We start from the raw sequence: 26,779 nt of genomic DNA, 5'->3' as shown, positions 1-26,779 counted from the left end.
TGTTGGTCGCCGTTGGCAACGGTGTGTTGGTCGCCGTTGGCAACGGTGTGTTGGTCGCCGTTGGCAACGGTGTGTTGGTCGCCGTTGGCAACGGTGTGTTGGTCGCCGTTGGCAACGGTGTGTTGGTCGCCGTTGGCAACGGTGTGTTGGTTGCCGTTGGCAACGGTGTATTGGTTGCGGTCGGCAACGGTGTGTTGGTCGCCGTTGGTTCCGTGGTTGGCGTGCTACGGCGAATGCTGAAATTAACTGCCACAGGTTCACAGCGAATTGCTAACGATTCACCAAATAAACCAACATAGGTCGCGCTCAAGCGATAATCGCCTTCGGGCTTGGTGCTAGAATCCCAACCATTGGGCTGACTACCGTTATTGCCCATGAAATAGTAGGGTGTGTTGACATCGATATAGTTAGTGGTTTGGGCACCAGTCAAGCCAAACTCAACTTTTTGCGGCAATGCGCCAGTAACTTCAGCTTGAATATTCAAAACTCCAGTTACCAATTGATTGTTGCTCACGCCACTCAAGCGGCTGATTTGGCCTTGGCTACAAACTTCTTCAACTGGTGGAGCACAAAGGGTTGTATTGGGGAAGCGGGTCGAGAGCAAGCGTTCGCCATAGCGCTGGCCCACCAACGAGTGCAAGACTGGCCCACGGAAGATATCCAGTTGGGCTTTGCAATCAGGAATTTTTACATTCAAGTTGATGGTTTGACGTGGAGCCACGGTATACATGGTGTAGTCAAACAATTGTTGGTTGCCAATCCGATCATCAAACATGCTGTATGCGGCAATCCCTACCTCAAACGCACATGTGTATGAGCTATTGTAAACCGAGCCGGTCGTGTTCGAGGTGAACCAGCCATATAACGAGCGGGTGGTCAGTGGATCGCAGGTAACCGCAGTTGCCGTTACTGCCACCGCCGGAGCCGCCACAGGAACCGATTCCACAACTCGCACAGTAGCTTGAACCGCCAGCGGTGCTTTGGTAGGAGTTTGACGCGGGGTTGCAGCCCAAACGCTAAAAGGCACGCCAAGCACGGCCACCAGCAACACAGCGAACCAAACAACACATTGCTTCATAAAAGCATCCTCAATAATAGATACAAGTACTACAAAAACAATGACCTATGTATCATAATATAGCCGTATCGTTAATCAAGGTGGAGATTTGTTTTTATTATGTGTGAATATCGCAACATCTTTTTTAGCGCGGTACTAGGACTTTCAGTTCAGGCTATTTTCATGCTTTCATGCAGGAATTCATTAAAATTTTAGATTCTATAGATCACAGTAATCTAAATATTTATTAAAATGGACATTATTTTACGTCAACTAGCAGTTTCTTTTTCCATTGACAAAACAAAAACCCGCCAATGGCGGGTTTGAAATACTCATTGTAGGAGTTATTTTGCAGCCAATTCAGCCTGGGCCGCTTGCAAAGCTGTGGTTAAATCCAGAGCTGCGGTTGGTACAAGCTGGAGCAAATTGGTTTGGGCGAGCCATTGTTGCTCGGCTACACTTTGGTGCAAACCACGCACAACCCGAATCTGCTCGGCGGTTGCTAAAAGTTGAGCCGCCAGTGTTGGTTGGGTTGATACTAGGACTGCCGCACTATGCTGCAAAATCGTCAGATCAAAACGCCGTAATTCGCTGGCTAATGCAGTTGCCAGCATACGTTGACCATAGCTTTGCATCGCAACCTGATCATCGATTGCAATTGCTAAACGGGTTGCTAAAATCGTATAACGTAATTGTAATTCTTGGCTGAGTTCCTCAATTGGCTCAAGCTTTTGTAAATATTCGCTAGCTTGAATATAATCAGCTATTGTAATTAATACTGCAACTTGCTCAAGCCAACTACGCTGAACTCCTTCTGGATTGCCAACGGCACGCCAGCCTCGCTCTGACTCATGAAAGTGCAATTCAGCCTGCGCATAATCGGCTTGTTCAACTGCTGCGATCCCTCTTGCATAGCGAATATAAGCCAAACTATCGTGATCGCCGATTGCATAGGCATTGATAAACGCTTGCTCAAACCATTGCTCAGCCTCAGCATAACGCCCTTGATCAACCGCGACCAAACCGAGATTAATTTGGGTCAGAAACATATCCCATGTTTGATTAATCTGTTGTTTGAGTGCAAGCGCTTGCTCAAAATAGGCTTGGGCGGTAGCTAATTGATTGCGTTCTTGGGCCACCGTACCAAGATTATGCAGCATCAAAACTTCACGTTGTTGATTACCTACCTTGCGTGCTAAAGCCAAGGCTGCTTCAAACGCCAATTGCGAATCGTGCAAACGGCCAAGCGTGCCATACAAGACTGCCAAATTCCCAATTGCGCTAATTTCATCGTGCGGTAAGCCAAGCTCTTGCCACAAACGCCGCGCTTCGATTAAATAATACTCAGCTTCACTAAAACGAATCAAACTAATTAATAAACCACCTAAACCAGTTGCAATTCGGGCAATTGCACTTAAATCGCTGCGATTCGAATGTTGATAGGTTTGTTCGAGCCATGCCACGGCCTCGCGATACGCACTGGTACGATACCAATAAAAATACAAATTACCAGCAATTCGCTGGGCAATCAAGCCATCGCTGCTTTCAAGCGACCAAACCATGGCTTGGCGAATATTATGAATCTCACCACGTAATTGTTCGATCCATTTAGCACCATCGGCCCCACGAATATTTTGATGCACCGTTTCGCTCAAACCTTGATAATAAATAGCATGGCGCTCTTGCAAATAATATAAACGGCCAGTTTTTTGCAATTGCTCTAGGGCATATTCACGCACTGCATCAATCATAATAAAACGGGGTTTTTGGCCTGGCAATTGTTCAGTTTGCAATAAATGGCGATCAATCAAGGCATTCAGGCTCGATTCAAAGGGCATGGTTTCAACTAAGCCAACTTGTTTGATCGTTTCGACGGTTGCACCACCAGCAAACACACCTAATTGAGCAAAAATATCTTTAGCATCGGCTGGCAGCATACTCACACTCCAAGTCAGCACTGGCTTGATAATCGCTTGCCGCGCCGATTGTTTCGGATTCAAAGCCGCCATGGAAAGATGATTGCGCACGAAAAATAGCAAATCTTGGGGGGTCAGCGAAGCACTATGGGCCGCGATTAACTCAATCGCCAAGGGCAGACCCTGCACCAAGCGACAAATATCGACCAAAGCACCAGCATTATCGGCGCTCAAACGAAAACGTGGCTGGCGCGTGCGCATCCGATCAACAAATAAGCCGATTGCGCTATGTTGCTCTAAATCTTCAAGCTGATAATCTTCGCCAACCTCAGGATATTGCAAGGCTGGAACCATAATCGCAGTTTCGCCAGCCACTTCGAGCGCCTGTTGGCTTGTGACCAAACAAGTTACTCCAGGCGCACGTTGCAACAACTCCAACAGTTCGCTGGCGGCTCCAGCAACTTGCTCAAAATTATCAAGAATTAATAGAATTTGCTTATCGGCTAAGGCTAAAACTAACGAATCTAAAATTGCTTCATGCTGAGATTCTTCAACGCCTAAAGTTGCGGCAATCGTTGGCAATACAAACTGAGCTTGCGAAACAGGAGCGAGCGCCACAAAATAGCGTCCATCACGAAAAATTTCGCCCACCTGCTCAGCAACTTCCAAACTTAGCCGCGTTTTGCCAGCACCACTTTGGCCATATAATGTCACCAACCGCGCTTGAGCATCGAGCAACAGGTCGATCACCAACGTGCGGGCACGGGTGCGACCAATCAGGCGCGTGGCATATTGGGGGAGTTGTGATGGTAATAATGGCATACTAAAACCTCATCACCGCGAAAAGTGCAGTAAAGCTTTACTGTAATGATTCATTCGCTTGTTAGCAAGGTTGATTCATGTCCCTCAATCGGGCTATTTTTTAAATGGTGTGCTTTGCCAAATCACCCATAAAATTCCCCCAAATGGCGCAGCAAATATGCTATGCTAGGGTGGGATAGGGTAAAATAGGTTAGCCTATGTCAGTGATAACAAAGACCATGGTGCTTATACCACATTCATACACAACCCGTAGTTCAATTATCACCCTTGAGGGTGATGGGATCATTGTGATCAAAATTCGGCCTGGGATTCAAGAAACGGTTGAAGATGCCGAGGAGAACCTAGCAGCAGTCGATATGTTGGCGGGCAGCATTCGGCGGCCACGCTTGCTTGATCTACGCGAGGCCTTGCCAATCTCACGTGAGGTTCGCCGTTTTTATATGCAGCCAGCCACCCGCAACAGCGCCACAATTGTAGCGCTGTTAGTCGATTCAACCTTAAGTCGGGTGATTGCCAATTTGATTATTGGCTTAACCGGTAATAGCCAAGCGGTGCAAGTCTTCAGCGATGAGCAGGCCGCACGCCAATGGCTGCGCCAAGCCAATGCCAATTAATCTTGGCTACCTTCGAGTTTGGCCACAAAATCCTCAAATGAATCTTGGCCAGAAATCGTGATCCGATTCCAAATCAAGGGATCATCGTTGGCAGTATCGGTGGTTTGGCGGGTGGTCGTAGCGCTGCGATAGCCCGCCTCGCGCACTAGCTCCATGGTCAGGGCATTGTAGCGACCATAGGGGTAGCAAAAATGCTCAATCGCAATCCCCAAATGTGCTTCTAACTCACGCTTACTATGAGCAATTTCAATCCACTGCGACTCACGATCAAGCATACCTAAATCGGCGTGCACCCGCGTATGTGAGCCAATTGTGACCAACGGCGATTGACTTAGCTCTTGCAATTGCTGCCAACTGACATAAGCTGGCTCGCCAACCAAGGCCGAAGGAATATAAGCAGTGATCGGCAGATTCAGGCTTTGAGCAATCGGAAAAGCCTGCTCGTACAAATCGCGATAGCCATCATCAAGCGTTATGACAACTGGATGTTCGGGCAAACTCTGCTCGCCGCGTTGCGCCGCCAACACCTGATCCAAACTTACCACATGAAAATTATGGGTTTGTAAATATTCGAGCTGGCGTTTAAATTCGGCTGGCGCTACCGATAAGCTTTCGCGTAACCGATCAGCCGGATTGGGATTTGCCGAAATGTAGTGGTAGGTCAACATGGTCACATGCAATGGTTGATAGTCCCATGGCCGCAAGCCATAGCGCCATTCCAAGCCATGTTGGCCGACATTGCCCATCTCAACTTGCCAACCAAGCGGATTGCTCGGGGTGTAGGTTAATGTGCGGCGCTCAAACAGTTGCACCAGCACTTCACGCTCAACTCCATCAACCAATGCTTGGGTCCAAAAGGCTGGGCTAATTGGCCGTCCAAACACATATAATGCGTCACGGGCTTGGGTCTGCACATAATTCCACATCATGGCTGGCACAGTTTGGCCAGTTATTTCGTCGCGATGGCTGCCACTGGTTTCGGGGTAGCGCTCAGCCAAACGAGAATCAGACCAAACTTGCCCGCCTTCGGCTTCGTGAGTTAGCCAATTGGTTACGGGCTGACCACGCAAATCGGCTCCGGTCGAGCCATTCAAAGTCAAAAATTCAGCCCAATCACGGTAACGTGGCGCACGATTGGCCGTCACTGCATCCCCAGCAACTGCTTGCTCCGAGCCACAAATACCATCTGCACATTGCTTACGCCAAGCCTCGTTGCCAATTTGCAAGCGCCCGGTTACCAACTCAACCACCAACAAACCATTGGTGATATACCACGGCGATTTGGCTGAAAGCTTAGGATCACTAATTTCCATGCGAGCTTTGGCATAGTAGCGCACCCAACGCAACTCACGCGGACTTTCGGCATAGCGCTCTTGGGTTTGCCACAAACGCTGCGGCCCCCACAGCCACGATTGCTCGTTGCGACGCTGACCATCGGTGCTTTGCCATAGCTGATCAAAGGCTCGATCTTCGGCTAAAATAATCCGTGCCGCTGTGCTTTGAGGCAGCAACAACGGCACAAAAACCATCAACAAACCCAACCAAACTCTTAGGGTTTTTGCCAATCTAAAGCCCATGCAACCTCTCGATCGATGTGGTCGCGCCAAAAGGCCCAAGCATGACCTTGAGGATATTCAGCGTAGTTGAGTTGCACCCCAGCCCCAAGCAGAATATCGCGCAAGGTTCGATTGCCTTCAAGAAAATTACATTCATCGCCAGTGACTGGTCCGCCAATACATGTCTCATATGTGCCCACTACGGTCACAATCCGCGCATTGACTGGCGGCTGAATTGACATGAGCGTCAGCAAGCGGCCATTTTGGCGTGAAACAAAGCCCGATTGATTGACCACACCGCCAAATACCTCAGGATATTGTAAGGCCAAATACAGCGAAATCAAGCCGCCATATGAATCGCCAACCACTACCCGTTGTTTAGGATCGTTGATTGTGCTGTATTTTTCGTCGATCATGCTCACCAATTCGGTGGCGAAAAATTCGCTATAGGCATCGTTGAGATCATAATCGCGTTGGCGGCCTTGCTCACGGCTGGGCTTGACGAAAATCGCAATCAACGGCGGCAAAATCTGATCAGCAATCGCATTATCTAAAATCGTTGGCGTAAAGGCATAATTTTGGTAATCATCGCCATCTTGAAAATAAACACTCGGATATTGCTTAGCTGGATCGTAATTAGCCGGCAGATAGACATGCAAACGATGGGTAGTTTTGCTAATGTCAGTGTAATAATCACCCAAATCTTCTAGCGTACCCTTGGGCACGTCGCTGCGCGAAATAATTTCGGTTGGCGTGAGATATTCGGGCATGCGCAATTCTGAATTCATGCCCATGCTGCTTGGCACCAAGGTTGGATTACGCGGGTCGTTCATCAAACCGCCACCACCGCCAACCCCAAAGCGATAATCGATCCGCGCGGTTGAACTGATCGTTTGCACCAAGCCCCACCAGTTGGTTGAGCCAAGTCGTTGCATCGAAGTTGTCTGAAACCAATTGGTCAGATCGCTGGATAATTCCATACGTGGAGCATCTTTTTCGACCATAAACAAGGCCTGATCGCCTTGGGTCAAGGGGCTGGTTGGAAACACCGCATTAAAATCGTTGATTAATTTAAGTTGGTCGGCTTGATCGGTGGTTTTTGCTAATTGCTCGCGCAACAGATTAAAACTGGTGATTGGTTGGCTCGGATCATAGCTGACCGCCGCCCCACCGCAACTTGCCAGAAGCGCACAAATCAAGAATAAACTCATAAATCGCTGCATACATTTAATCCTTTGGTTGATTGGAAGATTGGATGACTTCGCGTACTTTAGCCCACGCCCAAGTTCGGCGGCGTAATTCAGCTTGATCGATCGTCTGTTTTTGCCATTGCCAAGCAGCCGCCAAGCTACGTTGCAGGCCTGCAAATGTCATTAAACGGCGATGCCAACGATTGAAACGCTGACTATAGGCCAAACCAAAAAATTGTGATCGGGCTTGTTGCAAGGCCAAAAACGAGCGTACCCGAAATTGGCTGGAGCTAGCCCCACCATAATGAATGACGGTTGCTTGTGGTTCTTGCCAAATTGCCCAGCCTGCTTGGCGAATTCGCCAGCACAGCTCAACTTCTTCGGCATACAGCCAAAAATCTTCATTCAAAAGACCAACTTCGGCCAAGGTTTCGGCTCGCACCAACATTGCAGCGCCCAAGGGATGGTCAATTGCAAAGGCTTCATCGCCACCATCCTGTGGATAGCGCCCGTTGAGCGGGTGATTGTAGAGCCGCCCAAAGCCCCGCCCACGCGGCGGATAGAGATCAAACAGATTCATCAGCAAGGTTGGGAAACGAAAGGCTGCTGCTTGAAACGAGCCATCGGGGTACAACAAGCGTGGCGCAACCATCCCCACCCGCGAATGTTGCTCCAAGAAGGCTACGAGTGTTTCCAAGGCTCCGCTAGTCAGTTGGGCATCGGGGTTGAGCAACAACAAATAATTTGGTTGCCCAAGCAAGGCCTGACGAATACCAAGATTATTGGCCTTAGCAAAGCCTAAATTAGCCCCTGATTCGATCACATGGGCTTGGGGGAATTCAGTTTGAACCATGGCAACGCTGCCATCATGCGAAGCATTATCGACCACAATCGCTTGGGTTGGTAGGCTGCTCAAGGCCAAACTTGCCAAACATTCGCGCAACAAATTACGGGTATTGTAGGAAACAATAATCACTGGAATTGGATGCATGGCCTACTCCCGCCCAGCCCTGAGCAAGCTCAAAATACCTGCCAAATCATCAGCCAATAGATCGATTCTTGGCTCCCACACTTGAGCTTGTTGCATGCTATGCACGCCGCTGCCGACAAAGGCTGTGGCAATTCCGACGCGTTGTGCTCCCGCAATATCAGTATCCAAACGATCGCCGACCATCAAGGTTTGCTCGGCGGTTACCCCAAATAATTGCAAAGCCGCTTCGAACATGGCTGGTTCAGGCTTGCCAATCACTTCGGGCGTACAATCGCTGGCAGCTGCCAAAGCCGCCACAATCGAGCCAGCCCCAGGAATCAAGCCCTCAGGCGCAGGAAACGTGCGGTCGCTGTTGGTGGCGATAAAGGCTGCGCCCGCGCGTAAGGCGAGGGTTGCAGTTTTTAAACGGGCATAAGTCAAGTTGAAATCGACCCCAACCACCACCGCTGCTACATCAGTTTCGGCTGACACAAAATAGCCATCAGCAAATAACGACGACTGAATCCCATCCATGCCGATTGCTAGCAAGCGCGTGCCTTGTGGGTAGCGCCTGCGCAACAGCGTGGCTGTGGCAGTTGATGAGGTGATCACATGCTCAGCCGCAATCGCAACCCCCAAATCGTGCAGATGGTAGGCGAAGGTAGCAGGTAATTGCGATGAATTATTGGTCAAACAGGCATAGCCTAAGCCTAAGCGATCAAGCACAGTCGTCAATTCCGCCGCACCTGGTAAAATCTCCCCGCCGCGATGCAGCACCCCATCCATATCGAGCAAAACAAGCTTGAGCTGCTTGAGATTGAGCATGCCGAAAAATCCCCATAAAAAAATAACTTCTCCCGATTGTACCACTGCCACGGATTGCCAACACGTTCATACTGCGATCTAAAGATTATGAAATATGACATGGAACCAATTTGATCTGAGCGGTGTAGAACATATCAAAGCCACTCAATCAGGAGTTGCCGTGGAGCAAGCGCCACACGCTGATATCGCCCAAGCATGGGCAACCCACATTCTCGCCCATCAAACGGCGATCTTTCGCTTGGCCTATCTCATGGTGGGCGATGCGACGATTGCCGAAGATTTAGCTCAGGAAACGCTTATGCGAGCACTGCGCATGCAGCATCAATTTGATCAATCGCGACCGTTGAAACCATGGCTGTTGCAAATTACTGCCAATTTGGCTCGCAATTATCGCCGTTCGCTGCGCCGCTATCTGCGAGCTTTGCAACGGCTCGCAACCCAGCAGCCAGAATTTAGCGAATTCAACGAAACCACCGGCCCAGCTTGGGAAGCAACCCAGCTTTGGCAGGCGATCAGTCGGCTAGCTCAGCGCGAGCAAGAGGTGATTTACTTACGCTATTTTTTGGAATTAAGCGAACAAGAAACCGCCCAAGCGCTTGGTATTGCCCAAGGCACAGTCAAATCGCGTTTGCATCGAGCATTGGTGCGTTTGAGGGAAGTTGTTGATGGCGAATTTCCCGAGTTGCGGACGGAGCGTTGCGCATGAACCATCCACCAGAGTCATATCCTGAAGAAACCTTGCGCGAGCAAGCTCAGGCCTTTCCCTATCCGCCAACACCTAATTTACAAATCAAGCATGTACGACGAGCGGTTTGGCCTAAACGCTTGGGCTGGGCACTAGTTTTATTAATTATATCAAGTATAAGCATTCCGGCGGTACGGGCACAGGTTGGGCGTTGGCTGCAAGTTGGCACCATCTTAATTGGCGTAGATTCTTCCACTAGCTTGCCCCTGCCCACCCTAGCCCAAACCACCAGCCTACCAACCAACTCTGGTAGATTACCAACTAGCCCATTGCTAGGTTCGCCCGATCAGATTTTGCAATTAGAGCCATATCCGCATGTTCAGCGCTTAATTTGGTTCAGCCAAGGCCAAACAATCACGCTTGATCTGCTGGATTCGCAGGCATGGGCCAGCAAAACAATTCTTGCGCTGGCTAACGTCAGGCATACCCAAGTCCATGAACATGCAGCGATTTGGCTCCAAGGCCAGCGCGAATTAACCTTCTTCAACCCAAGCACAGGCCAAAACTACCAAACCAGCAACTTGAGCAATACCGCTAGCCTGATTTGGACTGATCAAGATCACACGTATCGGTTGGAAACCACCAGCGATTTAGCCACAATGCGCGATTTAGCCGAATCGTTTAGCCAAGGAGAATAGGTATGCGCCGTTTATTAATCTTCGTTTGTCTCGTCGGGTTACAATTTGGATTGCTCAGCATCAGCAAAGCTGGCGGTTGGGCAACGACACCAATCACCAAACTGCCCGATACAATTATTGCAGGCCAGCCATTTCAGCTCGAATTTAGCGTGTTGCAACATGGGACAAAACCAACCAATGGCATCGGCGACCAGCCTATTAAGCCATTACTGACGGCAGAGCATGCAACTAGCAAAGAGTTTCAGCAGGTTTGGGGGCAACAAGTTGGCGAGGTTGGCCATTTTCAAGCCATATTGCAATTACCAAGCGCCGGCGAATGGGAAATTTCAATTAAACCAATGCCGTTTGGCACAATCGAAGGCGAGGTTTATCGCATTACCGTCCAACCTGCGCCGCCGTCTGAGAACAATTGGTGGTATGTGAGCGTGGCCGCAGGTGGCTTGAGCGTTGCTTTTGGCATGGGTTTATTGATCAAACGGATTAATCGCTAAGTGGCAGAAGTTTGAGGCTGGTGCTGGCCAGCCTCAGATTAGCGTTGTTCAGGCAGTTGTAATGCAGATGATTCACTAGTAAGTGCTTCCAGCGCAGCCCGCGCCGCCGCCTGCGAAGCCATAGTTTTTGAAGTTCCGACCCCAACTCCCAACAGCGCATCACCCGCCCAAACCTCAATTGTCCACGTCCGTTCATGGTCGGGGCCAGTTACGTTAACTTCGCGGTAACTAGGAGTTAGGTTGATTCGGCCTTGGACATATTGTTGCAAATCGGTTTTGTAATCTTGGTTTTGCACTCCACTAGCCTTGACCGACTTCAGCAAAGGCAAGACAAAATTACGCGCGGCTTCCCAACCACCATCAAGCGCGATTGCCGCCAACAAGGCCTCAAAGGCATCGGCCAACAAATTATCGCGTTCGCGTGCTTTGGCACGTTCCTCGCCACGGCTAATTTGCACATAACTGCCCAAATTGAAACGCCGCGCCAAACCAGCTAAGGTTCGGGTTTGCACCAACATCGCGCGAGTTTTCGTTAAATCGCCTTCGCCAAGCTCAGGAAACTCGTGAAATAAAAAAGAGCCACAAATAAAATTTAAAAGAGCGTCGCCCAAAAATTCTAGGCGTTCGTTCGATTCTGAGCCAGCTTCAGGGTGTTCGTGCACATACGAACGATGCAGCAATGCAGCCCGCAAAAAGGTTAAGTCGTTGAATGTGTAACCTAGTTCAGCTTGTAGTTTGTTTAAATCCATAGCAGCAATGTTAAGCTAAGCAAGCTAGGCAGATCCCAAGAATCTACCTAGCTTGCGAGGGTTTTTAGGCTTCAAAAGCCTTGAACAACAGACTAACGTTATGTCCACCAAAACCAAATGAATTGCTCATAAAGCTGGAGAATTGGGCAGGCCGTGGTGTATTTGGCACACAATCGATCTCGCACTCAGGGTCGGGAGTATGATAGTTGATCGTGGCGGGGAGCAGGCCTTCGCGCATCGCGCAAATGCCAATCACGGCTTCAATTGCGCCACCAGCCCCGAGGGTATGGCCAATTTGCGATTTGTTCGAGCTAATTGGCAGTTTGGCGGTGTAATCACCAAACACTTTTTTAACCGCTAAAGTTTCGGTCCGATCATTAACTGGAGTTGAAGTGCCATGGGCGTTCAAATAGCCCAATTCGTGTGGCTCTAAGCCTGCTTGACGCAAGGCCATGCGCATGGCCTTGACCGCGCCCGAGCCATCTTCAGCGGGCATGGTGATATGATAGGCATCGGTGCTAACTCCATAGCCGACCAATTCGGCCAAAATGGTTGCACCACGACTGACCGCATGCTCATAATCTTCAAGCACTAAAACCCCTGAACCTTCGCCCATCACAAAGCCATCGCGATCTTTATCGAAAGGACGTGAGGCCGTGGCTGGATCATCGTTGCGGGTCGAGAGTGCTCGGGCACTAGCAAAGGCACCGATCCCAATTTCGGTAATTGCTGCTTCCGTACCACCAGCTAAAATAACTTTAGCCTCGCCACGTCGAATCACATGCCAGGCTTCGCCGATCGCATTACCTGAAGTTGCACAGGCCGAAACTGGACAGAAATTCGGGCCACGTGCGCCAATTTCAATTGCCACAACCCCGCCTGCCATATCCACAATCATCATTGGAATCAAAAATGGCGTGATTCGGTCAGGACCCTTGGCATCCATCACCCGCAGATAGGTTGTAAAATTATCGAGACCACCAACGCCACAGCCAATGATGACCCCTACATCATCAGCATTTTCGTCGGTAATAGTGAAATCGGCGCTACGTAAGGCTTCTTTGGCTGCTGCTACTGCAAAATGCACAAAGCGCGAGTTGCGCCGTGCCTCTTTTTTATCCATATAGTTAGCAGCATCAAAGCCATGGACTTCTGCGGCAATCTGAGCACTAAACTTTGTTGGATCGAATTGGGTAATTCGCCCAACCGCCGAACGTGCTTGGACAATGCCCTCCCACAAAGATGGCACGTCGAGGCCCAATGGGCTAATCGCGCCCAATCCTGTGACGACGACACGTCGATTCATAGCAAAACCTCCTAGTGCATAGCAAAGTGCCGCACCATTATAGCAGCAACTACCTAAACATACCGAGAGGCCAACCAGCACATTTGGTTGACCTCTCACGTCAGTTTCAAAAACCCATGTTCAAGCTAGAGTTGTTTGAGCAAATTGGCCATTTCAATCGCGGCAACTGCACACTCTGAGCCTTTGTTGCCAGCCTTAGTGCCAGCCCGTTCGATCGCTTGCTCAATTGTGTCGGTGGTCAGCACACCCAACAATACTGGAATTCCGGTATCATGCATGACTTTGGTCACGCCACTGGAAACAGCATTGACCACCACTTCATAATGCGAGGTTGCGCCGCGAATGACTGCCCCAAGGGTAATAATTGCATCGTGTTGAGCACGCTCAGCAATCTTCTTTACCACTAGCGGAATCTCATACGAGCCAGGACACCATGCAACGCTAATATCATCATCGCTAACCCCATGGCGTTTGAGTGTGTTGACCGCGCCTTCGAGCAAATTTCCGCCGATAAAATCATTCCAGCGGGCAATCACAATCGCTACTCGCAGGCCTGTACCGATCAAATTTCCTTCAATCACATTCATGCCCATTCCTCAAAACCAAATTAACCGTTGATCTCCAGCAAGGTTTCGCCATCAAGCACCTCGACATTTGGCCGCGATTTCGCTGATTTGCGTGCACCATCTTGCACCTTCAACGAGGTGACGATTACGCCTTTGTGCCACTCTGGGTTATCACGCAAGTCTTGATACAACTCTTGGACTTGGCCAGGTTTGAGCGATTCGCTGATCGTACAGCGCACCAGCCAAAGCTCAGCGGTTTCGTTGCGCTCAAGATAGAGATCGATCACATCTTTATTGAATTTGTAGTTTTTGAGTTTGAAGTTATTGTTACGAAACAATTGGGCGACCCATGAGCCAAATTTTGGCAACGGCAACGATTCGAGGTCTTCGATACTCACGACGCGGCCTGGGCGTTCAAGTTGACCACCACGAGCACTCATTTCATCACGCATGGCTTGGGTACGTTCTTGGCCACGCCGCGCCATCACCGTACCATAGGCAGGGAAGGGCAGCAAGGTCATACCAACCATCATCGCCAAGGTCAAGAAGTTGCCTTGAGCGGTCGGTGCAGGCTGGCTAGGGTCGTTCAAAGCTGGTTTGGCGCTCAGGGTAAAGACTAAAATCGAGCCAAGCAGCAAGGCCGTGGCGCTGGCAATTAGCGAAAAAATCACCCCATGCACCAAGGCACGGCCCTGAATCTTGCGACCCAGATAAATCCCACCACCAATTGGAATCACCCCAGCCAAATAAATCATGTAGGAGAAAGGGGCAAAAATTACCAAACACCAGACCAAGCCAGTTAGCAAGCCAGCGATCCACAACTGCCGCCATAGCAACGGAACTGCCGGAGCTTGAGGCTTCGTGTCTTTCAGATCAGTTTTGGTTTCTTGAGATACGGGAGTTGCCATTGCAGCTACTTATTCCTTTTCCATAAGTTCTTCGACAGCTTCACGCAGCTTGCCAAGATCGCTAAATGAACGATAAACCGAGGCAAAGCGGATGTAGGCCACCTCATCGAGTGAGCGTAAGCGTTCCATCATCTGTTCGCCAATCACCGAGCTAGGAACTTCCAAGGCATCGTAGGCGATCAGAGCAGCCTCGACTTCAGTTACCAACGTTTCAATTACATCGGCTGAGATAGGCCGTTTATAGGCCGCAACCCGTAAACCGCGCAATAATTTCTCGCGGTCATATGGCTCACGGTCGCCATTTTTCTTAACGACCATGACATTAACAGATTCAACCCGTTCATAGGTTGTGAAGCGGCGATCACAGTGTTTGCAGCGACGGCGACGACGGATGGTTTCACCATTATCAAGTTCGCGAGTATCGATCACTGCACTTTCGCCAGTGCAATACGGGCAGCGCATAGTTCCTCTTCGGCCTAGCTTAGTAGATTCATTATACCATGGCCCCATGACGCACAGGATTGGCGCTTAGTTAATCGGCTCAACCAAATGCTGGCGATTGGCTGGGGCTGGGTAGGGTTCGGGCCAGTATTCAACCTGCTTGATAATCAGCCCATCCTGAATCATAAAAAAGCTAATCACCCGTGCCTGCACTTGGCCATCAGTAACCGAAACATCACTACAGGCCTGATCATCACTTGCAATCAAGCGATTGATCGTAAATTGCCAAGCGCCAGCAGCAGGATATTCTTGGTTCATTTGGGCAAAGGCCGCTCGACCTCGAATTCGTTCATTCGATTGGGGCCATTCTAAACTATATTCATCGTGCAATACGCTACCAACCGCCGCAAAATCATTGGTTTGCATCAATTGCCAAAATTGGGTCACCAACTCATAGGCATTGCTGATCATTGAATTCTCCGCAATTAAAGGGCCGCCAAGGTACGCTGGGCAACTTCATTCCAACGACATTCGCGCAGCACAAACTCACGGCCAGCAGCACCCATGGCGGCGCTCAGCTCAGACCGATCCAGCAAATAGCTCAAACTACTGGCCCACTCGCGATAGCCTTGGCATGGGATGCCGCCACCGCTACGCAAGACAAAATCAGTTGTCACCGGGCAATCGGCATTGACCAAGGCCGGGCGGCCTTGCAACCAGCTTTCCATCAATACAATCGAAAAGCTTTCAATTGTTGAAAGTTGGCAAAAAACATTGGCCGCTGCGTAGGCATCATACTTGGTTTGTGGCTCGACAAAGCCTAAATCCAACACCCATGGCGCTAAAATACTGGGGGCATTCAGTTCGCCAGCGCCGATCCGCACAAAACGCAATGGGCGGCCAGTTTCAGCCTTCCATTCACGAAAATAGGCTAGCAACTGCGGCACATGCTTGCCCCAATCGGCTCGCCCAACGTAGAGCAAGATTGGCTCAACTCCAAGCCCATAGTGTTGGCGAAACCGCACCGCATCACCAACCCGGGTGAGATCAATACCCTCGCCCGCCACACTCGTTTTGACTGGATCAAGCTCATACAACCGTAAGGCTAGATCGCGCTCAGGCCGACTATTGAAAATCGTGCCTTGAGCACGCCGCAGCATTTCACGATAGGTCGAATAGTAGGCATATGGCTCGTCGTGCAAGCATGGAATATGGTAGGCACGACCTTGGGCCAAAAAACTGCCCCAATACGACAAGCCCATCGGATAGGGCATAAAAATACAGCGTCGCTCGGGATGTGCTAACAAATGTTCATATAAACCATCGCTATTCGGCAAACTGCCCAATAAATTAATTTCATGGGCAGGATGGTCGGGCAAGCGCCGCCCTGAACGAGCCGCCAACCGCCGCACCACTGGCGGAATGCCCATCGCTGGCGCGGCCATCGGCCAGCGTCGAATTGGCAAACCATTCCAATTGCTCAAGCCAGCGGGATAGTGCTCAGCCGTGCGTTCAGTAAACGAATCGCGGCCTGTCGTCGTCCAGACCTCAATATCCGCGCCTTGAGCATGGATGGCATGGGCCAAATCACGGGCTTGATCTTCAGCTCCACCACGGGTATCGGGGCCAAACCATGGCGTTACCAGCGCTACAGGACGTTGCGATCTCATGCTTGGAGCTCACGTTCAAGTTCAACCACTCGCGCTCGTAGCAACGCAATCTCAGCGCGTTGCTCGTCGATTGTGGTAACTAAGCCATGCAAGGTGCGCACAATCGCATCGTTGGCGGCATTTTGTTGTTCAGCAATTGGGTTAATATACCAACGCAGATAGCGGCGCACAACTTTATTCAATGTCGCAATGACTTTTTGGGGCAAGGTTTCGCCATGCAACGGCCAATGCACGCTAACCACGCGCGTGGCCTCGACCTCGGCAAGCAAGCGTTTGAGATCAACATCACTCAATTGGGGTTCATTGGCTTGGTCAATTAAGCCATTTGCGCGACGTTGACGAATTCCATCACGGATTTCGGCCAAAATCGCGCCAACATCGATTGGGGCTGGGTGCTCTGCCATTGGTCTGCCTCATACGCTAATCATTTCTGCGGGCAGTATAGCAGCAAATTTAGCTCAGGCTGGCACTACAACGTTTCACCGCGTTCGAGCAAGCCGATAAATTCTTGAATGCGTTTGCTACGTGTTTCGGGCTTTTTGGCAGTTTGGATGCGGAACAAAAATGAGTAGCGTTGGGCTTGCTTGAGCGTGGCGAAAAAGCTGGCTGCGCTTGGACTAGCATCGAGTGCCGCTTGAAAATCCTCAGGGATCGTCGCATTCTTCTGTGAATCGTAGGCAGCATCCCAACGACCATCGGCTTTGGCTCGTGCAACTTCGGCCTCACCAGCGGGCTGCATCAAGCCAGCAGCGGTTAAACGTTCGATATGATCACGATTAACTTTCGACCAAATGCTTTTTTTGCCGCGTGGTGTAAACTTTTGCAACCACGATTGCTCATCAAAACTCTTTTTTTGGCCGTCGATCCAGCCATAGCACAATGCCACATCAAGCGCCTCGGCATAATTAATTGAAGCGATGCCCGTGGCTTTTTTGGCCATTTTAAGCCAAATGCCCTTGCTGGTAGCATGTTCAGCAGCGAGCCATTCACGCCATGCCGCTTGATCAATAAAACTAAACGTTGGTAATTCGGCTTTTGGTTTGTCACTCATCACACACTCCGTTAAAAAAACTGACGTGTTCATGGAATCCCCAAAACCATGAACACGTCACCCAAAATACCATTAACATTTAGGGTGTAGCAATAAACCCATTCACAAACGATTCGCCCACTGCGACATCTTGTTTAAGGATATTTTGTTGGCGCAAGAAATCGTGAGTCGCTTGCCAAGTGGCCTGATCAGTAAAGCCAAGGCCATATTTAGCGGTCAGATCGCTTTGCCAATAGCCAATCGTTTTGGCTAAAACTTTTTGTTGCAAGGCTTTGGTTGAATCATCAGCCGCTTGCAGTTCAGGAATTTCGCGCAAACTACTATTAAAGGCCTGAGTCGGATCAGCAATCGTCTCGCTCATACCTTTTAATGTAGCCTTGACAAAGCTCATAACAACGGTGGGTTGCTCTTTAATCAAATTTTCGCTGACAATAAGGCCATCAGAGGTCAAGGCAAACGAATCTGACACCCGAATAATATTTAATTTAACCCCAGCCTCAGCCAATTGAATTGGCTCGTTATTGCCATAGCCACTAGCAACCTGCACTTTATCTTCACTGAGGGCTTGAACTTGAGCAAAGCCAATTTCTTGAATATTCAAATCGCTCTCTTGCAAGGAATTTGAATACATCAGTGCCAACAAACCAATATATGAAGCCCCAAAACGACCTGGAATCCCAACACTTTTGCCTTTAAGATCGGCTGGTGTTTTGATGTTTAACTCAGCTTTGCTATAAAAAACAATCGGTGAACGTTGGCTAATCGTTACAACGGTCATAATCGGCAGACCTTGCGCCCGCGCCAGTAGCACCGAATCGCCGCCAGCCATGCCAAATTGGACTGAGCCATTGGCCACACGCTGGACTGAATCAGTTTCATATTGATAATCGAACGTTACATCCAAACCCTCAGCTTCGTAATAACCTTGGGTTTTGGCCAAGTAAAATGGGGCAAATTGAATATTCGGCACATAGGGCATGGCAATCGTTACTTTGGTTAATGGTTTCGCTTGATCATTACCACTAACGGCGGTTGGCGTAGCAGTTTGCCCACCACAAGCCGCCAAAAAAAGTAGCCCAACAACGGCTAAGACACGACGATAACGCATTGAAAACTCCATCCAAAAAAATTATTCCCAAGTGACCAAACGTCGTTCTAGCCACATTGCTAGCTGATAAAACCCAAATGTGAGCAAGCCCAAGGTTAGCAAAGCTGCAAAAATCAGCGGTGTATCAAACAATCCACGAGCGATGTTAATCAGCGCTCCTAGCCCTTCGCGGCCGCCAATAAATTCAGCGACAACCGCGCCAGTCGTGGCCAAGGCTAGGCCAGTTTTGATCCCACCGAAAATTCCAGGCAAAGCCAAGGGCAATTCAATCTGCCACAAACTTTGCCAGCGATTGGCTCCACTGATCGCCGCCATTTCGCGAATATCGCGGGGCACGCTGCGCAAAGCCACAATCACACTGCTCAGCATAGGAAAGAAAGTAACCAAGGCGGCAACCAACAATTTTGCCCACAAGTCAGCACCGACCCAAATCAAAATTAATGGCGCAACTGCGACAATTGGAATGGCCTGCACAATTGCCAATTGCGGCGAGACAATCCGATCAAGCCAATGCCAATGGGCCAAGATATAGCCCAATACCAAGCTTGCACTGAAGGCCAAGCTAAAACCGCCCAGTGCTTCGACCAAGGTGCGCAAGGTGTGTTGCAACAACGCACCTTGGGTTAATTCCTGCCACCAGCGGCTAGCAACGGCTTCGGGGGTTGGCAAAACAAAAGCTGGGTATTGCTGCCAAGCGACTAAACCGCGCCATGCCAACAGCAAGCCTAGCAACGAAAGCCCAACCCACAACCGACTCGAACTCAACCAAGCGCGGCGTTGCTTGCGCCGCACAGTGGTTTGAGGATATTCAGCAACATAGGCCATGCGGCCATAATCTTGAAGCATAAGTGTGTACCTAAAAACAAAAAACCCCAAAAGAATCAATCATCTCAGGGTCAATCACGACGTAGCTGCAAGCAACCCAAGCACCGCTGAAACCAAACAGCACGCCTGAATTACGCAAATAACCCACAGCATTGTAGGTACACATACGTTGATCGATCTTCTTCCATCCGGACTTTGACCGTCGGCTCTGGATTCGCACCAGCATCCTACCTTGCGGCTCGCGGGCTTATGTGGCTAAACCACCATCACCGCCGATAAGGAATTTCACCTAACCCTGAAGACCAAAGTATTTAGTTATATCTACGATAGCACTGTGTTTTGTAGCTGTCAATACACTATCAGCCCGATTAGGATGTATAAGGGATCAGCAGTCAGCTTTCAGGGGTCAGGATTAGTGCCAGCAACTACTCCCAATCCCTATCAATAATGACCCAATAATTCGGGCAATTCTTCGCCACGAATTGCCCGTTCTTCGCCAACAAAAAAGCAACTGCCCCATTTGACAGTTGCTGTGTATCTAGCTGAAATCAGGCAAGTTTTAGAATTCGATTTTTTCTTCGATCTCGCTGAGCATAATTCGGGCAAGCGCCAAATTGGCAGTAGGTTTGTTGAGCGCTAGGTACAGGAAAATACTGGGTTTCTTTTGCAAAATCCGAATCAGGTGATATTGGGCACCGAGGGTAATCAAAATATCTTCAATCTGATCCTTCAAACCAAGCCGACTCATAACTTTCATTTTAGCACGTACTACTTCAGTGTTGCCCGCCGCAGCCAACTCTAAGTTCAAGGCGCTATTCCCGCCAGCAGTACCAAGGGTCATGCCACTGGTGTAATCGACCAACGCAACGCCCAACGCACCATCGATGTTCATGGCCGCTTCGAGTGACTGTTTAATGTTATTCATACAACGTCCTTTTGTTCTACACTCCAGACACACATAGCTATCATAAAAGGATTAAACTAGCCCGTCAAGAGTTAGCAGCAAATTGCACAGCTATTGATTTAGCTCGCTATTCAGGTTGCTTGCCTTAGCTGAAGCACTCGACAACCTTCAAGTTTCTTGATCGATCAATCCAAACTTCTAGCCAAGGTTCAGCTTCAGCATAGGTACAAACAAGCAGTTGTTGTTCTAACAACTCAGCCCAATCACCATCAGGCCAAACCATATGCCAACCACCAATTGAAGCGATCGCATTTTCGCAGTAGCGTGGATGCTGCGCTTGATACACAGTTTCATAGGCATCAACCAACGAACGATCAGGCATATCATCGGCACAGAGCCAATTATTATCTTCGCAAAATGGTTTACTCCATGCCTGAATCGCCGTTGACCCAAAACGCAACACTGCATCTAATGGCGGTAAACTGGTTGTTGTTTGAGCATACAGCGCAATCATGATTTCATATCCAAAGCAATCCGACGGCTGGTTTTTAATCGTGGCAGAATAGCCTGCAATCGGCTGATCGGGACTGGTTGGTTCGGTAGTGAGCATTGTCCATGGCCGAACTAACCCTTGCGCCTCAGCTAATAAGGTTTCTAAATCCATCCAATAAATCTCCTCTTTTAGTGATTGTATAGCCTCAGCATAGCTTTAAACCCTAATCATGCACAAGTCGAATATCGAGGCCACTAAACGCACTTAAACTATTAAGATCGGTTGGTTTGAAATTAGCAGCTATTAATGTTGAATTATTAAAGCTTATTTTGCAATTCAATATTCTATATTGAACCAGTTATTGACCCTAAACTTGTCACCCTATGCTATGCTCAAACCCTGAGTAGTATTAAAGTTGGGAGCTGCATTAATGAGAAGTTTTATCTCCAACTTGGTTGGAAAGAAAAATGGCCCAAACCATCCTATGCTGACCAAACCAATTCCCATCCCGATGCCGCCAACTCCAGCAGTCCTCGGCAAATGGTCAGCAAATGCTAATGGTATCTTGCCAACAGATCCTCGCTTTCGTTGGGATGAAACCTGGCGCTGGATTAATGGCCTGCCTAAGCCTCGCGAACATATGCTTATGGAGCTAGGTGTAGGCCTGATTTTTCCAAGTTTTATGTTACGACATTTTGCCTATACCACGCGTTGGTATGAATCTCCGATGGATTGGCTGATCTATGGGCGTGGGTTGTACGCTTTTTTGCAACAGCCTGATCGTTTACGTAGCTATCTGTATGGAGCCACTATCAGCCTAGTTAAGCGCACCGAACTTGTCGAGTTAAGTTCCAGCAAGCTGTTTATTGGCCAACAAGATACGTGGAATTACATCGATTCGCTCGAATGCCCAATTACCCGTGCATTGTTAGATGCGGCTCTGAGCTATGCCCTGCCGTTTCTGCGCGACGATCCAGAGTATCAAACCCGTTACCCAAGCAATCCACTTGATCTTTATTTATTCATAGTTGCAGCCAGCGACTTACTATGGCGCATCGACAAAATTCAGCAGATTATTGATGGCGAAGTCAATTCGCTTGAAAATTTTGGCTTTTTTAAATCTCAAATTGATAATCAATACTCAATCACAGCAAAAAGTTGCCTCGACAAACTCGAACAGGCGTGCTTTGACAAGAGCCTCATCCATCGGCTAAACTGAGCCAACGAGCTACAACGAGGCAGATCATGGATGAATTAGAGTTAATTCCACCGCAGCGCAACAATCCACTTGCGCCCGATTTTACGACGGTGATGAAGCAGCGTAGCGCCGTGGCTGATCAGATTTCGGCCCAACATAGCTTTATCGAATATCGCTTGCGTCAACGCCCCCAAACAATTCGCCGCCACAACACCGATTTGAAAATTTTCGCCGATTTTTTGACCTCGATCGGCATCGTCATTCCCGTTGATGAGCAAGAAGTGCCAATTCTAGCCACCGAGCCAACTGCTTGGGCTGAGATGAGCGTCGGCATCGTCACGACCTTTCGCACCTGGATGTTGAATGAAGGCTATGCGCTTGGCTCAATTAATATTCGGCTTGGCACCGTGCGCTTGTACTGCCGCTTGGCCCATCAAGCAGGTGTATTGAGCCTTGAGGCATGGAGCCGGATTCACACAGTTGAAGGCTATCGTCGCCGCGAGGGCGATGGCATCGATGCTCAGCGTGAAGCAACCGAAACTCCCACCCGCCTCTCGACCAAAAAAGCTGCACCGCATATTTTGGATCAAAGCCAAATTCGCGAACTCAAACGGGCCGCCCGCAATAATCCGATCAATCGCATGCCTGAAGTTGGTTGGCGCGATTATTTGATCGTCTGTTTGTTGGTCGATTTGGGCATGCGCTGTGGCGAGGTGGTCGTGCTCAAGTGGGAGCATGTGCAAGGCAAAATCTTGCTGGTCGATCGCCCAAAAGTTGATAAAGTGCAAAAACATCGGCTAATCGGCGATACGGCCAAGGCCTTGCGTGAATATCAAAAAGTTATCGCCCAACCGCTTGATCTCAAAACACCGTTGCTAGCAGCCTTTGATCATAAGGGCAACCATGTTGGATTTGGCATTTCGGAGCGGGCAATTCACAAACGGATTGTGCAGCTTGGCAAATTAATTGGCATCAACAATCTTGCGCCGCATGATTTGCGCCATTCGTGGGCCACGCGAGTTGCCCAAACCAACATTCCGGTGCAAGCCTTGCGTGATGCAGGCGGCTGGACCAACCTCAACACCCCCAATCGTTACATTGCCCAACAAGCGGTTGCCAATGATGGCGTGACCCTGCACAGCGATGATCGGCTGCTTGAGGATGATGACGAAGCCTAATTGCTACTTGCAGCTTTGCCTGTTTGCGTTATGATGAACAACAATTGAGTTTGGCTTGTGGAGTACCATGCAGCGTGGATAGCTTAATTCTGGCCTCGGCCTCACCCCGACGACATGATTTGTTAAGTAGTTTGGGGCTGTCGTTTATAATTGAAGCCAATGATGGGGAAGAGCGCCAAGATCAAGTGCCCTCAGCGATTGTGGAGTTGCTCCCAGCCTTCGACTTAGGCCTCGCCAATCACCCAACCTTATTAGCGTGGCGTAAAGCCCAAGCCGCCCGCGAAGTTGGTCATTCAGCAGCGATTTTGGCTGCTGATACGATTGTGGTGATTGATTCGTTGATCTTGGGCAAGCCACGTGATCCGGCTCATGCCTATGAATTGCTGCGCCGCCTCGCCGGACGTTGGCATACTGTTTATACCGGAGTTGTGGTGCTGCCCACCACCTCAGACCAACCGTTATGCGAGTTGGCTGCTGCCCAAGTGCGTTTAAGCCCGCTCAGCGATGCTGAAATTTGGGACTATATCGCAACTGGTGAGCCAATGGATAAAGCCGGAGCCTATGGCGTACAGGGCATCGGCGGACGCTTGGTCGAAGAGGTTAAAGGCAGTTTTACAACCGTTGTTGGGCTACCGCTTCCAACGACTGTCAGTTTATTGACCCAAGCAGGAATGTATATTCCCTACACGGTCGAGCAAGCTTGGCAGCGCTGGCGTGCTACATTAGCAAAGGAACCACTATGTATGCAACAGTCAAAGTGCTGATGGTCGATGATCACCCATTGTTTCGGCAAGGGGTTCGCTGGGCGCTTTCGAGCGAACGCGATATCAAGATCATTGGAGAAGGTTCTAGTGCCGAAGAAGGCTTGGTCTTAATTTCTGAGCATGAGCCAGATGTAGTCCTGACTGATTTGAATTTACCCAACATGGATGGATTGGAGTTTACCCGCACGATTCGCCGCCAATATCCCAACATCGGCGTGGTGATGTTGAGCGTTTACGAAAGCGACGAGCATGCCTTCAACGCCTTACGAGCTGGAGCTGCCGCCTATTATTCCAAGGAAATTAGCCCCAAAACCTTGGCAACTGTCTTGCGGCGCGTCGCCCGTGGCGAATATGTAATCAACGATGTGATGTTTGAAGATCCACGGGTTGCTGACCGGATTTTGACCCAGTTTCGTGGTTTGCAAACTGGCATCGTGGCCGAGCCGGATCTCGATATTAGTTTATTCTCGCCGTTGAGCGACCGTGAAATTGAGGTGCTAGAGCATATCGCTAGCGGCGCAACCAACAAAGATATTGCCGATGCACTCAAAATTAGCACCCAAACCGTCAAAAATCATATTTCATCGATTTTGCGCAAGCTTTCGCTGAATGATCGAACGCAAGCGGTGCTCTATGCCCTGCGCCGTGGCTGGATCGAAACCCCAGCAACCTTGCTGGAAAGCATCGAACGCCGTGGAGCGCAGGCAGCGCTGAATTTTAATAATGATGATGATAACGACAACGAATGAAGCGTGTAACTGTTATTCTTAATCCAAATGCAGGCAATGCCCACCAACGCCGCGCGATCGCCCAAGGCATTACCGAATGGCGCAGCAACCAAGGCTGGCAAGTGCGGCTACGCGAAACCCGCAAGGCTGGCGATGCCACCAGTTTTGCCCGCGAAGAAGCTAAACGCAACGATTTAATTGTGGCGGCTGGCGGCGATGGCACGATCAACGAGGTCATGAATGGCCTCGTTGGCACCGATACCGCGCTGGGAGCGTTACCAGTTGGCACAGGCAATGTATGGGTTCGCGAACTCCAACAATCGCTCAATCCATTGCATGCGGCGCGACAATTGGTTGATGGTCATGTCGAGCTGGTTGATGTTGGCCAAGCTAACGAGCGCTATTTTTTGCTAATGGCAGGCGTTGGCTTGGATGCCGCGATTACTCGCGAAGTCCATTCAGCTGATAAAAAACGCCTAGGCCGCTTGGCCTATGTGATCAAAAGCTTGCCAGTGCTCTGGCGTTTGCGGGGCACGCGCACCCGCATCAGCCTTGACGGCCAGCCGCTCAAAGGCAATGCCCTGTTTGTATTAATTAGCAACTCACGGCTGTATGGTGGTGTGTTGAATATTGCCTATCGGGCAGCCATGCGCGATGGCATGCTCGATGTTTGTACCATGATGGGCGATAGTGCCCTTGATGCCCCTAAATTGCTAGCTGGAATTTTGTTCCGTGGCTATGGTGTGATCCAAGGCTTAGAGTATGTGCAAGCTCGTGAGATCGAGGTTGCCTGCTCCAAGCCTTTGCCAATTCAAGTCGATGGCGATGCGATTGGCACAACACCCATGACCTTTCGGGTAGTTCCGCAAGCGCTGCGCGTACTCTTACCGCGTACCACTGAAATCAACTAACCCTATAGCCAGATTGAGGTTCTGTGTGAGACGTTCGTTCTATTTGTTGATCCTAGTGTGTTTGTTAGCCGCCTGTAGTGAAGCAGGCTCAGCCCTGCCAACGATGCAGCCACTCCCCACAAATGAAGCCCAACCAGCGGTCGATGAAACCCAAGCCACCCAAATTGTGGTCGAAGATCAGCGCGATATTCCCGGCAAATTGCTGTTCGTGCGGGTCGAAAACGGCTCAGGTGATATTTGGGTTCACGAAGGCACTGAGGCTCGACGCATTACCACATCGCACAAAAAATACCAGCCTAGTTGGTCGCCCGATGGGAGCAAAATCGCCTATATTCAGCGCGAAGAGAGTTTCGCCGATATTTGGGTGATGAATGCCAATGGCTCCAACAAACAGCAGGTCACCAATAACGAACCAACCAATATCGCAGCCCGCTCGGAAGATCATATTCAAACCCTGCGTTGGGCGTTTTATCCGCGTTGGTCGCCTGATGGGCAGTTTCTTAGTTATGTTTCGCAAGCCCAAGCACCGCGCGATGTTGGCGGCGGCTACCAAGAATATCCGCTTTCATTGTATATCTATGGCACACGGCGGATTGGTACTGGCCAATTTCCTGAGGCTAGTTTCCAACGCTTTGTTCAAGCAGATACCGATTTGAGCCACCCAACCTGGTCTGATGATGGATCGATGATTGTCTATAGCCAAGCCGAACGCTGCTTTGGCTGCGAGGCGGCTGAGATTCAGCTGGGCTACGCGGTGCTTGATCTGCCAGGTGGCAACGATAAATATGGGGTGCTGCAAGGGCCGAGCGAAGATACATTTAAAGGTGCGATTGATCCAGCCTTCTCGCCTGATGGCAAATGGCTGACCTTCACCAAAAGCGAAAATGGCTATAGTGATGTGTTTATCGTGCCAGCCCCCGATGCCAACGGTAAAGTGCGCAGCGCTCCAGTTAAACTCACCAGCACCGGACGCTCGCGCCAAGCCACATGGTCGCCTGATGGCACAAAACTAGCCTTTTTCACGATCAGCGATCAAGTCACGCTCTCGATCGCTGATCTCACGATTCAGGGTAGCACACCAAGCCTCAGCCAACCAGTCGATATTCGGCGCGACTTGTTTGATGTCGATTCAGGGATGTCGTGGGCCAAATAAGG

At 49.8% G+C, this 26,779-nt stretch carries 28 protein-coding genes, 1 pseudogene and 1 riboswitch; of the genes and pseudogenes, 10 read left to right on the top strand and 19 right to left on the bottom strand.

The features are described 5' to 3' along the window. Positions 1 to 1,078: pseudogene (locus tag ABEB26_RS20155) on the bottom strand (hypothetical protein); the annotation flags it as partial. Between the two features lie 323 nt (positions 1,079 to 1,401). Beyond that, positions 1,402 to 3,795, bottom strand: coding sequence for an ATP-binding protein (locus ABEB26_RS20150; protein WP_345723860.1), 2,394 nt, complete (start codon positions 3,793 to 3,795; stop codon positions 1,402 to 1,404). Between the two features lie 197 nt (positions 3,796 to 3,992). Between ABEB26_RS20150 and ABEB26_RS20145 the strand changes: the two genes are divergently transcribed. Next, entirely contained in the window at positions 3,993 to 4,409 is a 417-nt protein-coding gene (locus ABEB26_RS20145) for a SpoIIAA family protein (RefSeq protein ID WP_345723859.1), read from the top strand. Here ABEB26_RS20145 and ABEB26_RS20140 read toward each other — a convergent pair. The 4 genes from ABEB26_RS20140 to ABEB26_RS20125 are packed head-to-tail and all read right to left on the bottom strand — an operon-like array spanning position 4,406 to position 8,950. Further along, entirely contained in the window at positions 4,406 to 5,986 is a 1,581-nt protein-coding gene (locus ABEB26_RS20140; RefSeq protein ID WP_345723858.1) for a polysaccharide deacetylase family protein, read from the bottom strand. The two genes, ABEB26_RS20145 and ABEB26_RS20140, sit on opposite strands and share 4 nt — an antisense overlap. Beyond that, positions 5,959 to 7,188: an alpha/beta hydrolase gene (locus ABEB26_RS20135; RefSeq protein WP_345723857.1), complete on the bottom strand. Its 1,230-nt coding sequence runs from the start codon at positions 7,186 to 7,188 to the stop codon at positions 5,959 to 5,961. The genes ABEB26_RS20140 and ABEB26_RS20135 overlap by 28 nt, the downstream gene beginning before the upstream one ends. 4 nt (positions 7,189 to 7,192) lie before the next feature. Then, positions 7,193 to 8,146 carry a glycosyltransferase family 2 protein gene (locus tag ABEB26_RS20130; RefSeq protein WP_345723856.1) on the bottom strand — a complete coding sequence of 318 codons (954 nt, stop codon included), beginning with the start codon at positions 8,144 to 8,146 and terminating at the stop codon, positions 7,193 to 7,195. A gap of 3 nt (positions 8,147 to 8,149) precedes the next feature. Beyond that, on the bottom strand, positions 8,150 to 8,950 hold the full coding sequence (locus ABEB26_RS20125) for an HAD-IIA family hydrolase (RefSeq protein WP_345723854.1): 801 nt from the start codon (positions 8,948 to 8,950) through the stop codon (positions 8,150 to 8,152). Between the two features lie 94 nt (positions 8,951 to 9,044). Between ABEB26_RS20125 and ABEB26_RS20120 the strand changes: the two genes are divergently transcribed. Genes ABEB26_RS20120 through ABEB26_RS20110 form a run of 3 tightly spaced genes read left to right on the top strand, consistent with a single transcriptional unit; the run spans position 9,045 to position 10,824 of the window. Beyond that, positions 9,045 to 9,656, top strand: coding sequence for an RNA polymerase sigma factor (locus ABEB26_RS20120; RefSeq protein ID WP_345723853.1), 612 nt, complete (start codon positions 9,045 to 9,047; stop codon positions 9,654 to 9,656). Beyond that, positions 9,653 to 10,333: a hypothetical protein gene (locus tag ABEB26_RS20115; protein WP_345723852.1), complete on the top strand. Its 681-nt coding sequence runs from the start codon at positions 9,653 to 9,655 to the stop codon at positions 10,331 to 10,333. Before ABEB26_RS20120 ends, ABEB26_RS20115 begins: the two co-directional genes overlap by 4 nt. Before the next feature lie 2 nt (positions 10,334 to 10,335). After that, positions 10,336 to 10,824, top strand: coding sequence for a hypothetical protein (locus ABEB26_RS20110; RefSeq protein WP_345723851.1), 489 nt, complete (start codon positions 10,336 to 10,338; stop codon positions 10,822 to 10,824). Positions 10,825 to 10,862: 38 nt separating this feature from the next. Here ABEB26_RS20110 and rnc read toward each other — a convergent pair whose 3' ends face one another. From rnc to ABEB26_RS20045, 13 genes are all read right to left on the bottom strand, one after another. Then, positions 10,863 to 11,573, bottom strand: a complete 711-nt coding sequence (gene rnc / locus ABEB26_RS20105; protein WP_345723850.1) for a ribonuclease III — start codon at positions 11,571 to 11,573, stop codon at positions 10,863 to 10,865. A gap of 64 nt (positions 11,574 to 11,637) precedes the next feature. Further along, complete coding sequence (fabF, locus tag ABEB26_RS20100) at positions 11,638 to 12,879, bottom strand: beta-ketoacyl-ACP synthase II (RefSeq protein WP_345723849.1); 1,242 nt, start codon at positions 12,877 to 12,879, stop codon at positions 11,638 to 11,640. Between the two features lie 125 nt (positions 12,880 to 13,004). Beyond that, complete coding sequence (gene ribH / locus ABEB26_RS20095) at positions 13,005 to 13,466, bottom strand: 6,7-dimethyl-8-ribityllumazine synthase (protein ID WP_345723848.1); 462 nt, start codon at positions 13,464 to 13,466, stop codon at positions 13,005 to 13,007. 20 nt (positions 13,467 to 13,486) lie between these two features. Next, positions 13,487 to 14,353: a restriction endonuclease gene (locus ABEB26_RS20090; protein WP_345723847.1), complete on the bottom strand. Its 867-nt coding sequence runs from the start codon at positions 14,351 to 14,353 to the stop codon at positions 13,487 to 13,489. A gap of 9 nt (positions 14,354 to 14,362) precedes the next feature. Beyond that, complete coding sequence (gene nrdR, locus ABEB26_RS20085) at positions 14,363 to 14,815, bottom strand: transcriptional regulator NrdR (RefSeq protein ID WP_345723846.1); 453 nt, start codon at positions 14,813 to 14,815, stop codon at positions 14,363 to 14,365. A 66-nt stretch (positions 14,816 to 14,881) separates the two neighbouring features. After that, positions 14,882 to 15,265: a nuclear transport factor 2 family protein gene (locus ABEB26_RS20080; RefSeq protein ID WP_345723845.1), complete on the bottom strand. Its 384-nt coding sequence runs from the start codon at positions 15,263 to 15,265 to the stop codon at positions 14,882 to 14,884. A gap of 14 nt (positions 15,266 to 15,279) precedes the next feature. Next, the gene (locus ABEB26_RS20075; protein WP_345723844.1) at positions 15,280 to 16,464 is read right to left on the bottom strand and encodes a glycosyltransferase family 4 protein; all 1,185 of its coding nucleotides are present in this window, start codon (positions 16,462 to 16,464) and stop codon (positions 15,280 to 15,282) included. Then, on the bottom strand, positions 16,461 to 16,868 hold the full coding sequence (locus ABEB26_RS20070; RefSeq protein ID WP_345723843.1) for a hypothetical protein: 408 nt from the start codon (positions 16,866 to 16,868) through the stop codon (positions 16,461 to 16,463). The genes ABEB26_RS20075 and ABEB26_RS20070 overlap by 4 nt, the downstream gene beginning before the upstream one ends. Positions 16,869 to 16,933: 65 nt before the next feature. Continuing rightward, positions 16,934 to 17,515: a YdeI/OmpD-associated family protein gene (locus ABEB26_RS20065; protein ID WP_345723842.1), complete on the bottom strand. Its 582-nt coding sequence runs from the start codon at positions 17,513 to 17,515 to the stop codon at positions 16,934 to 16,936. A gap of 79 nt (positions 17,516 to 17,594) precedes the next feature. Beyond that, positions 17,595 to 18,623 carry an ABC transporter substrate-binding protein gene (locus tag ABEB26_RS20060; protein WP_345723841.1) on the bottom strand — a complete coding sequence of 343 codons (1,029 nt, stop codon included), beginning with the start codon at positions 18,621 to 18,623 and terminating at the stop codon, positions 17,595 to 17,597. Between the two features lie 21 nt (positions 18,624 to 18,644). Next, on the bottom strand, positions 18,645 to 19,469 hold the full coding sequence (locus tag ABEB26_RS20055) for an ABC transporter permease (protein WP_345723840.1): 825 nt from the start codon (positions 19,467 to 19,469) through the stop codon (positions 18,645 to 18,647). Positions 19,470 to 19,620: 151 nt separating this feature from the next. Beyond that, a riboswitch (FMN riboswitch) is annotated at positions 19,621 to 19,755 on the bottom strand. Between the two features lie 252 nt (positions 19,756 to 20,007). Next, positions 20,008 to 20,373: a hypothetical protein gene (locus tag ABEB26_RS20050; RefSeq protein WP_345723839.1), complete on the bottom strand. Its 366-nt coding sequence runs from the start codon at positions 20,371 to 20,373 to the stop codon at positions 20,008 to 20,010. Positions 20,374 to 20,497: 124 nt separating this feature from the next. Then, positions 20,498 to 21,016, bottom strand: coding sequence for a hypothetical protein (locus ABEB26_RS20045; protein ID WP_345723838.1), 519 nt, complete (start codon positions 21,014 to 21,016; stop codon positions 20,498 to 20,500). A gap of 259 nt (positions 21,017 to 21,275) precedes the next feature. On the opposite strand from ABEB26_RS20045, the gene ABEB26_RS20040 reads away from it, so the two are divergent. The 6 genes from ABEB26_RS20040 (at position 21,276) to ABEB26_RS20015 (ending at position 26,777) form a co-directional block, all read left to right on the top strand. Next, entirely contained in the window at positions 21,276 to 22,064 is a 789-nt protein-coding gene (locus tag ABEB26_RS20040) for a hypothetical protein (RefSeq protein WP_345723837.1), read from the top strand. Positions 22,065 to 22,090: 26 nt separating this feature from the next. Further along, entirely contained in the window at positions 22,091 to 23,221 is a 1,131-nt protein-coding gene (locus tag ABEB26_RS20035; RefSeq protein ID WP_345723836.1) for a tyrosine-type recombinase/integrase, read from the top strand. Positions 23,222 to 23,295: 74 nt separating this feature from the next. Then, positions 23,296 to 23,985: a Maf family protein gene (locus tag ABEB26_RS20030; RefSeq protein ID WP_345723834.1), complete on the top strand. Its 690-nt coding sequence runs from the start codon at positions 23,296 to 23,298 to the stop codon at positions 23,983 to 23,985. Beyond that, entirely contained in the window at positions 23,961 to 24,734 is a 774-nt protein-coding gene (locus ABEB26_RS20025; RefSeq protein WP_345723833.1) for a response regulator, read from the top strand. Before ABEB26_RS20030 ends, ABEB26_RS20025 begins: the two co-directional genes overlap by 25 nt. Then, positions 24,731 to 25,624, top strand: coding sequence for a diacylglycerol/lipid kinase family protein (locus ABEB26_RS20020; RefSeq protein WP_345723832.1), 894 nt, complete (start codon positions 24,731 to 24,733; stop codon positions 25,622 to 25,624). Before ABEB26_RS20025 ends, ABEB26_RS20020 begins: the two co-directional genes overlap by 4 nt. A gap of 25 nt (positions 25,625 to 25,649) precedes the next feature. Beyond that, positions 25,650 to 26,777 carry a DPP IV N-terminal domain-containing protein gene (locus ABEB26_RS20015; RefSeq protein ID WP_345723831.1) on the top strand — a complete coding sequence of 376 codons (1,128 nt, stop codon included), beginning with the start codon at positions 25,650 to 25,652 and terminating at the stop codon, positions 26,775 to 26,777. The last annotated feature ends 2 nt before the right edge of the window (positions 26,778 to 26,779 follow it).

It is taken from the genome of Herpetosiphon gulosus (assembly GCF_039545135.1).
Taxonomy (GTDB): Bacteria; Chloroflexota; Chloroflexia; order Chloroflexales; family Herpetosiphonaceae; genus Herpetosiphon; species Herpetosiphon gulosus.
This window is presented reverse-complemented; position numbering and strand designations above follow the sequence as displayed.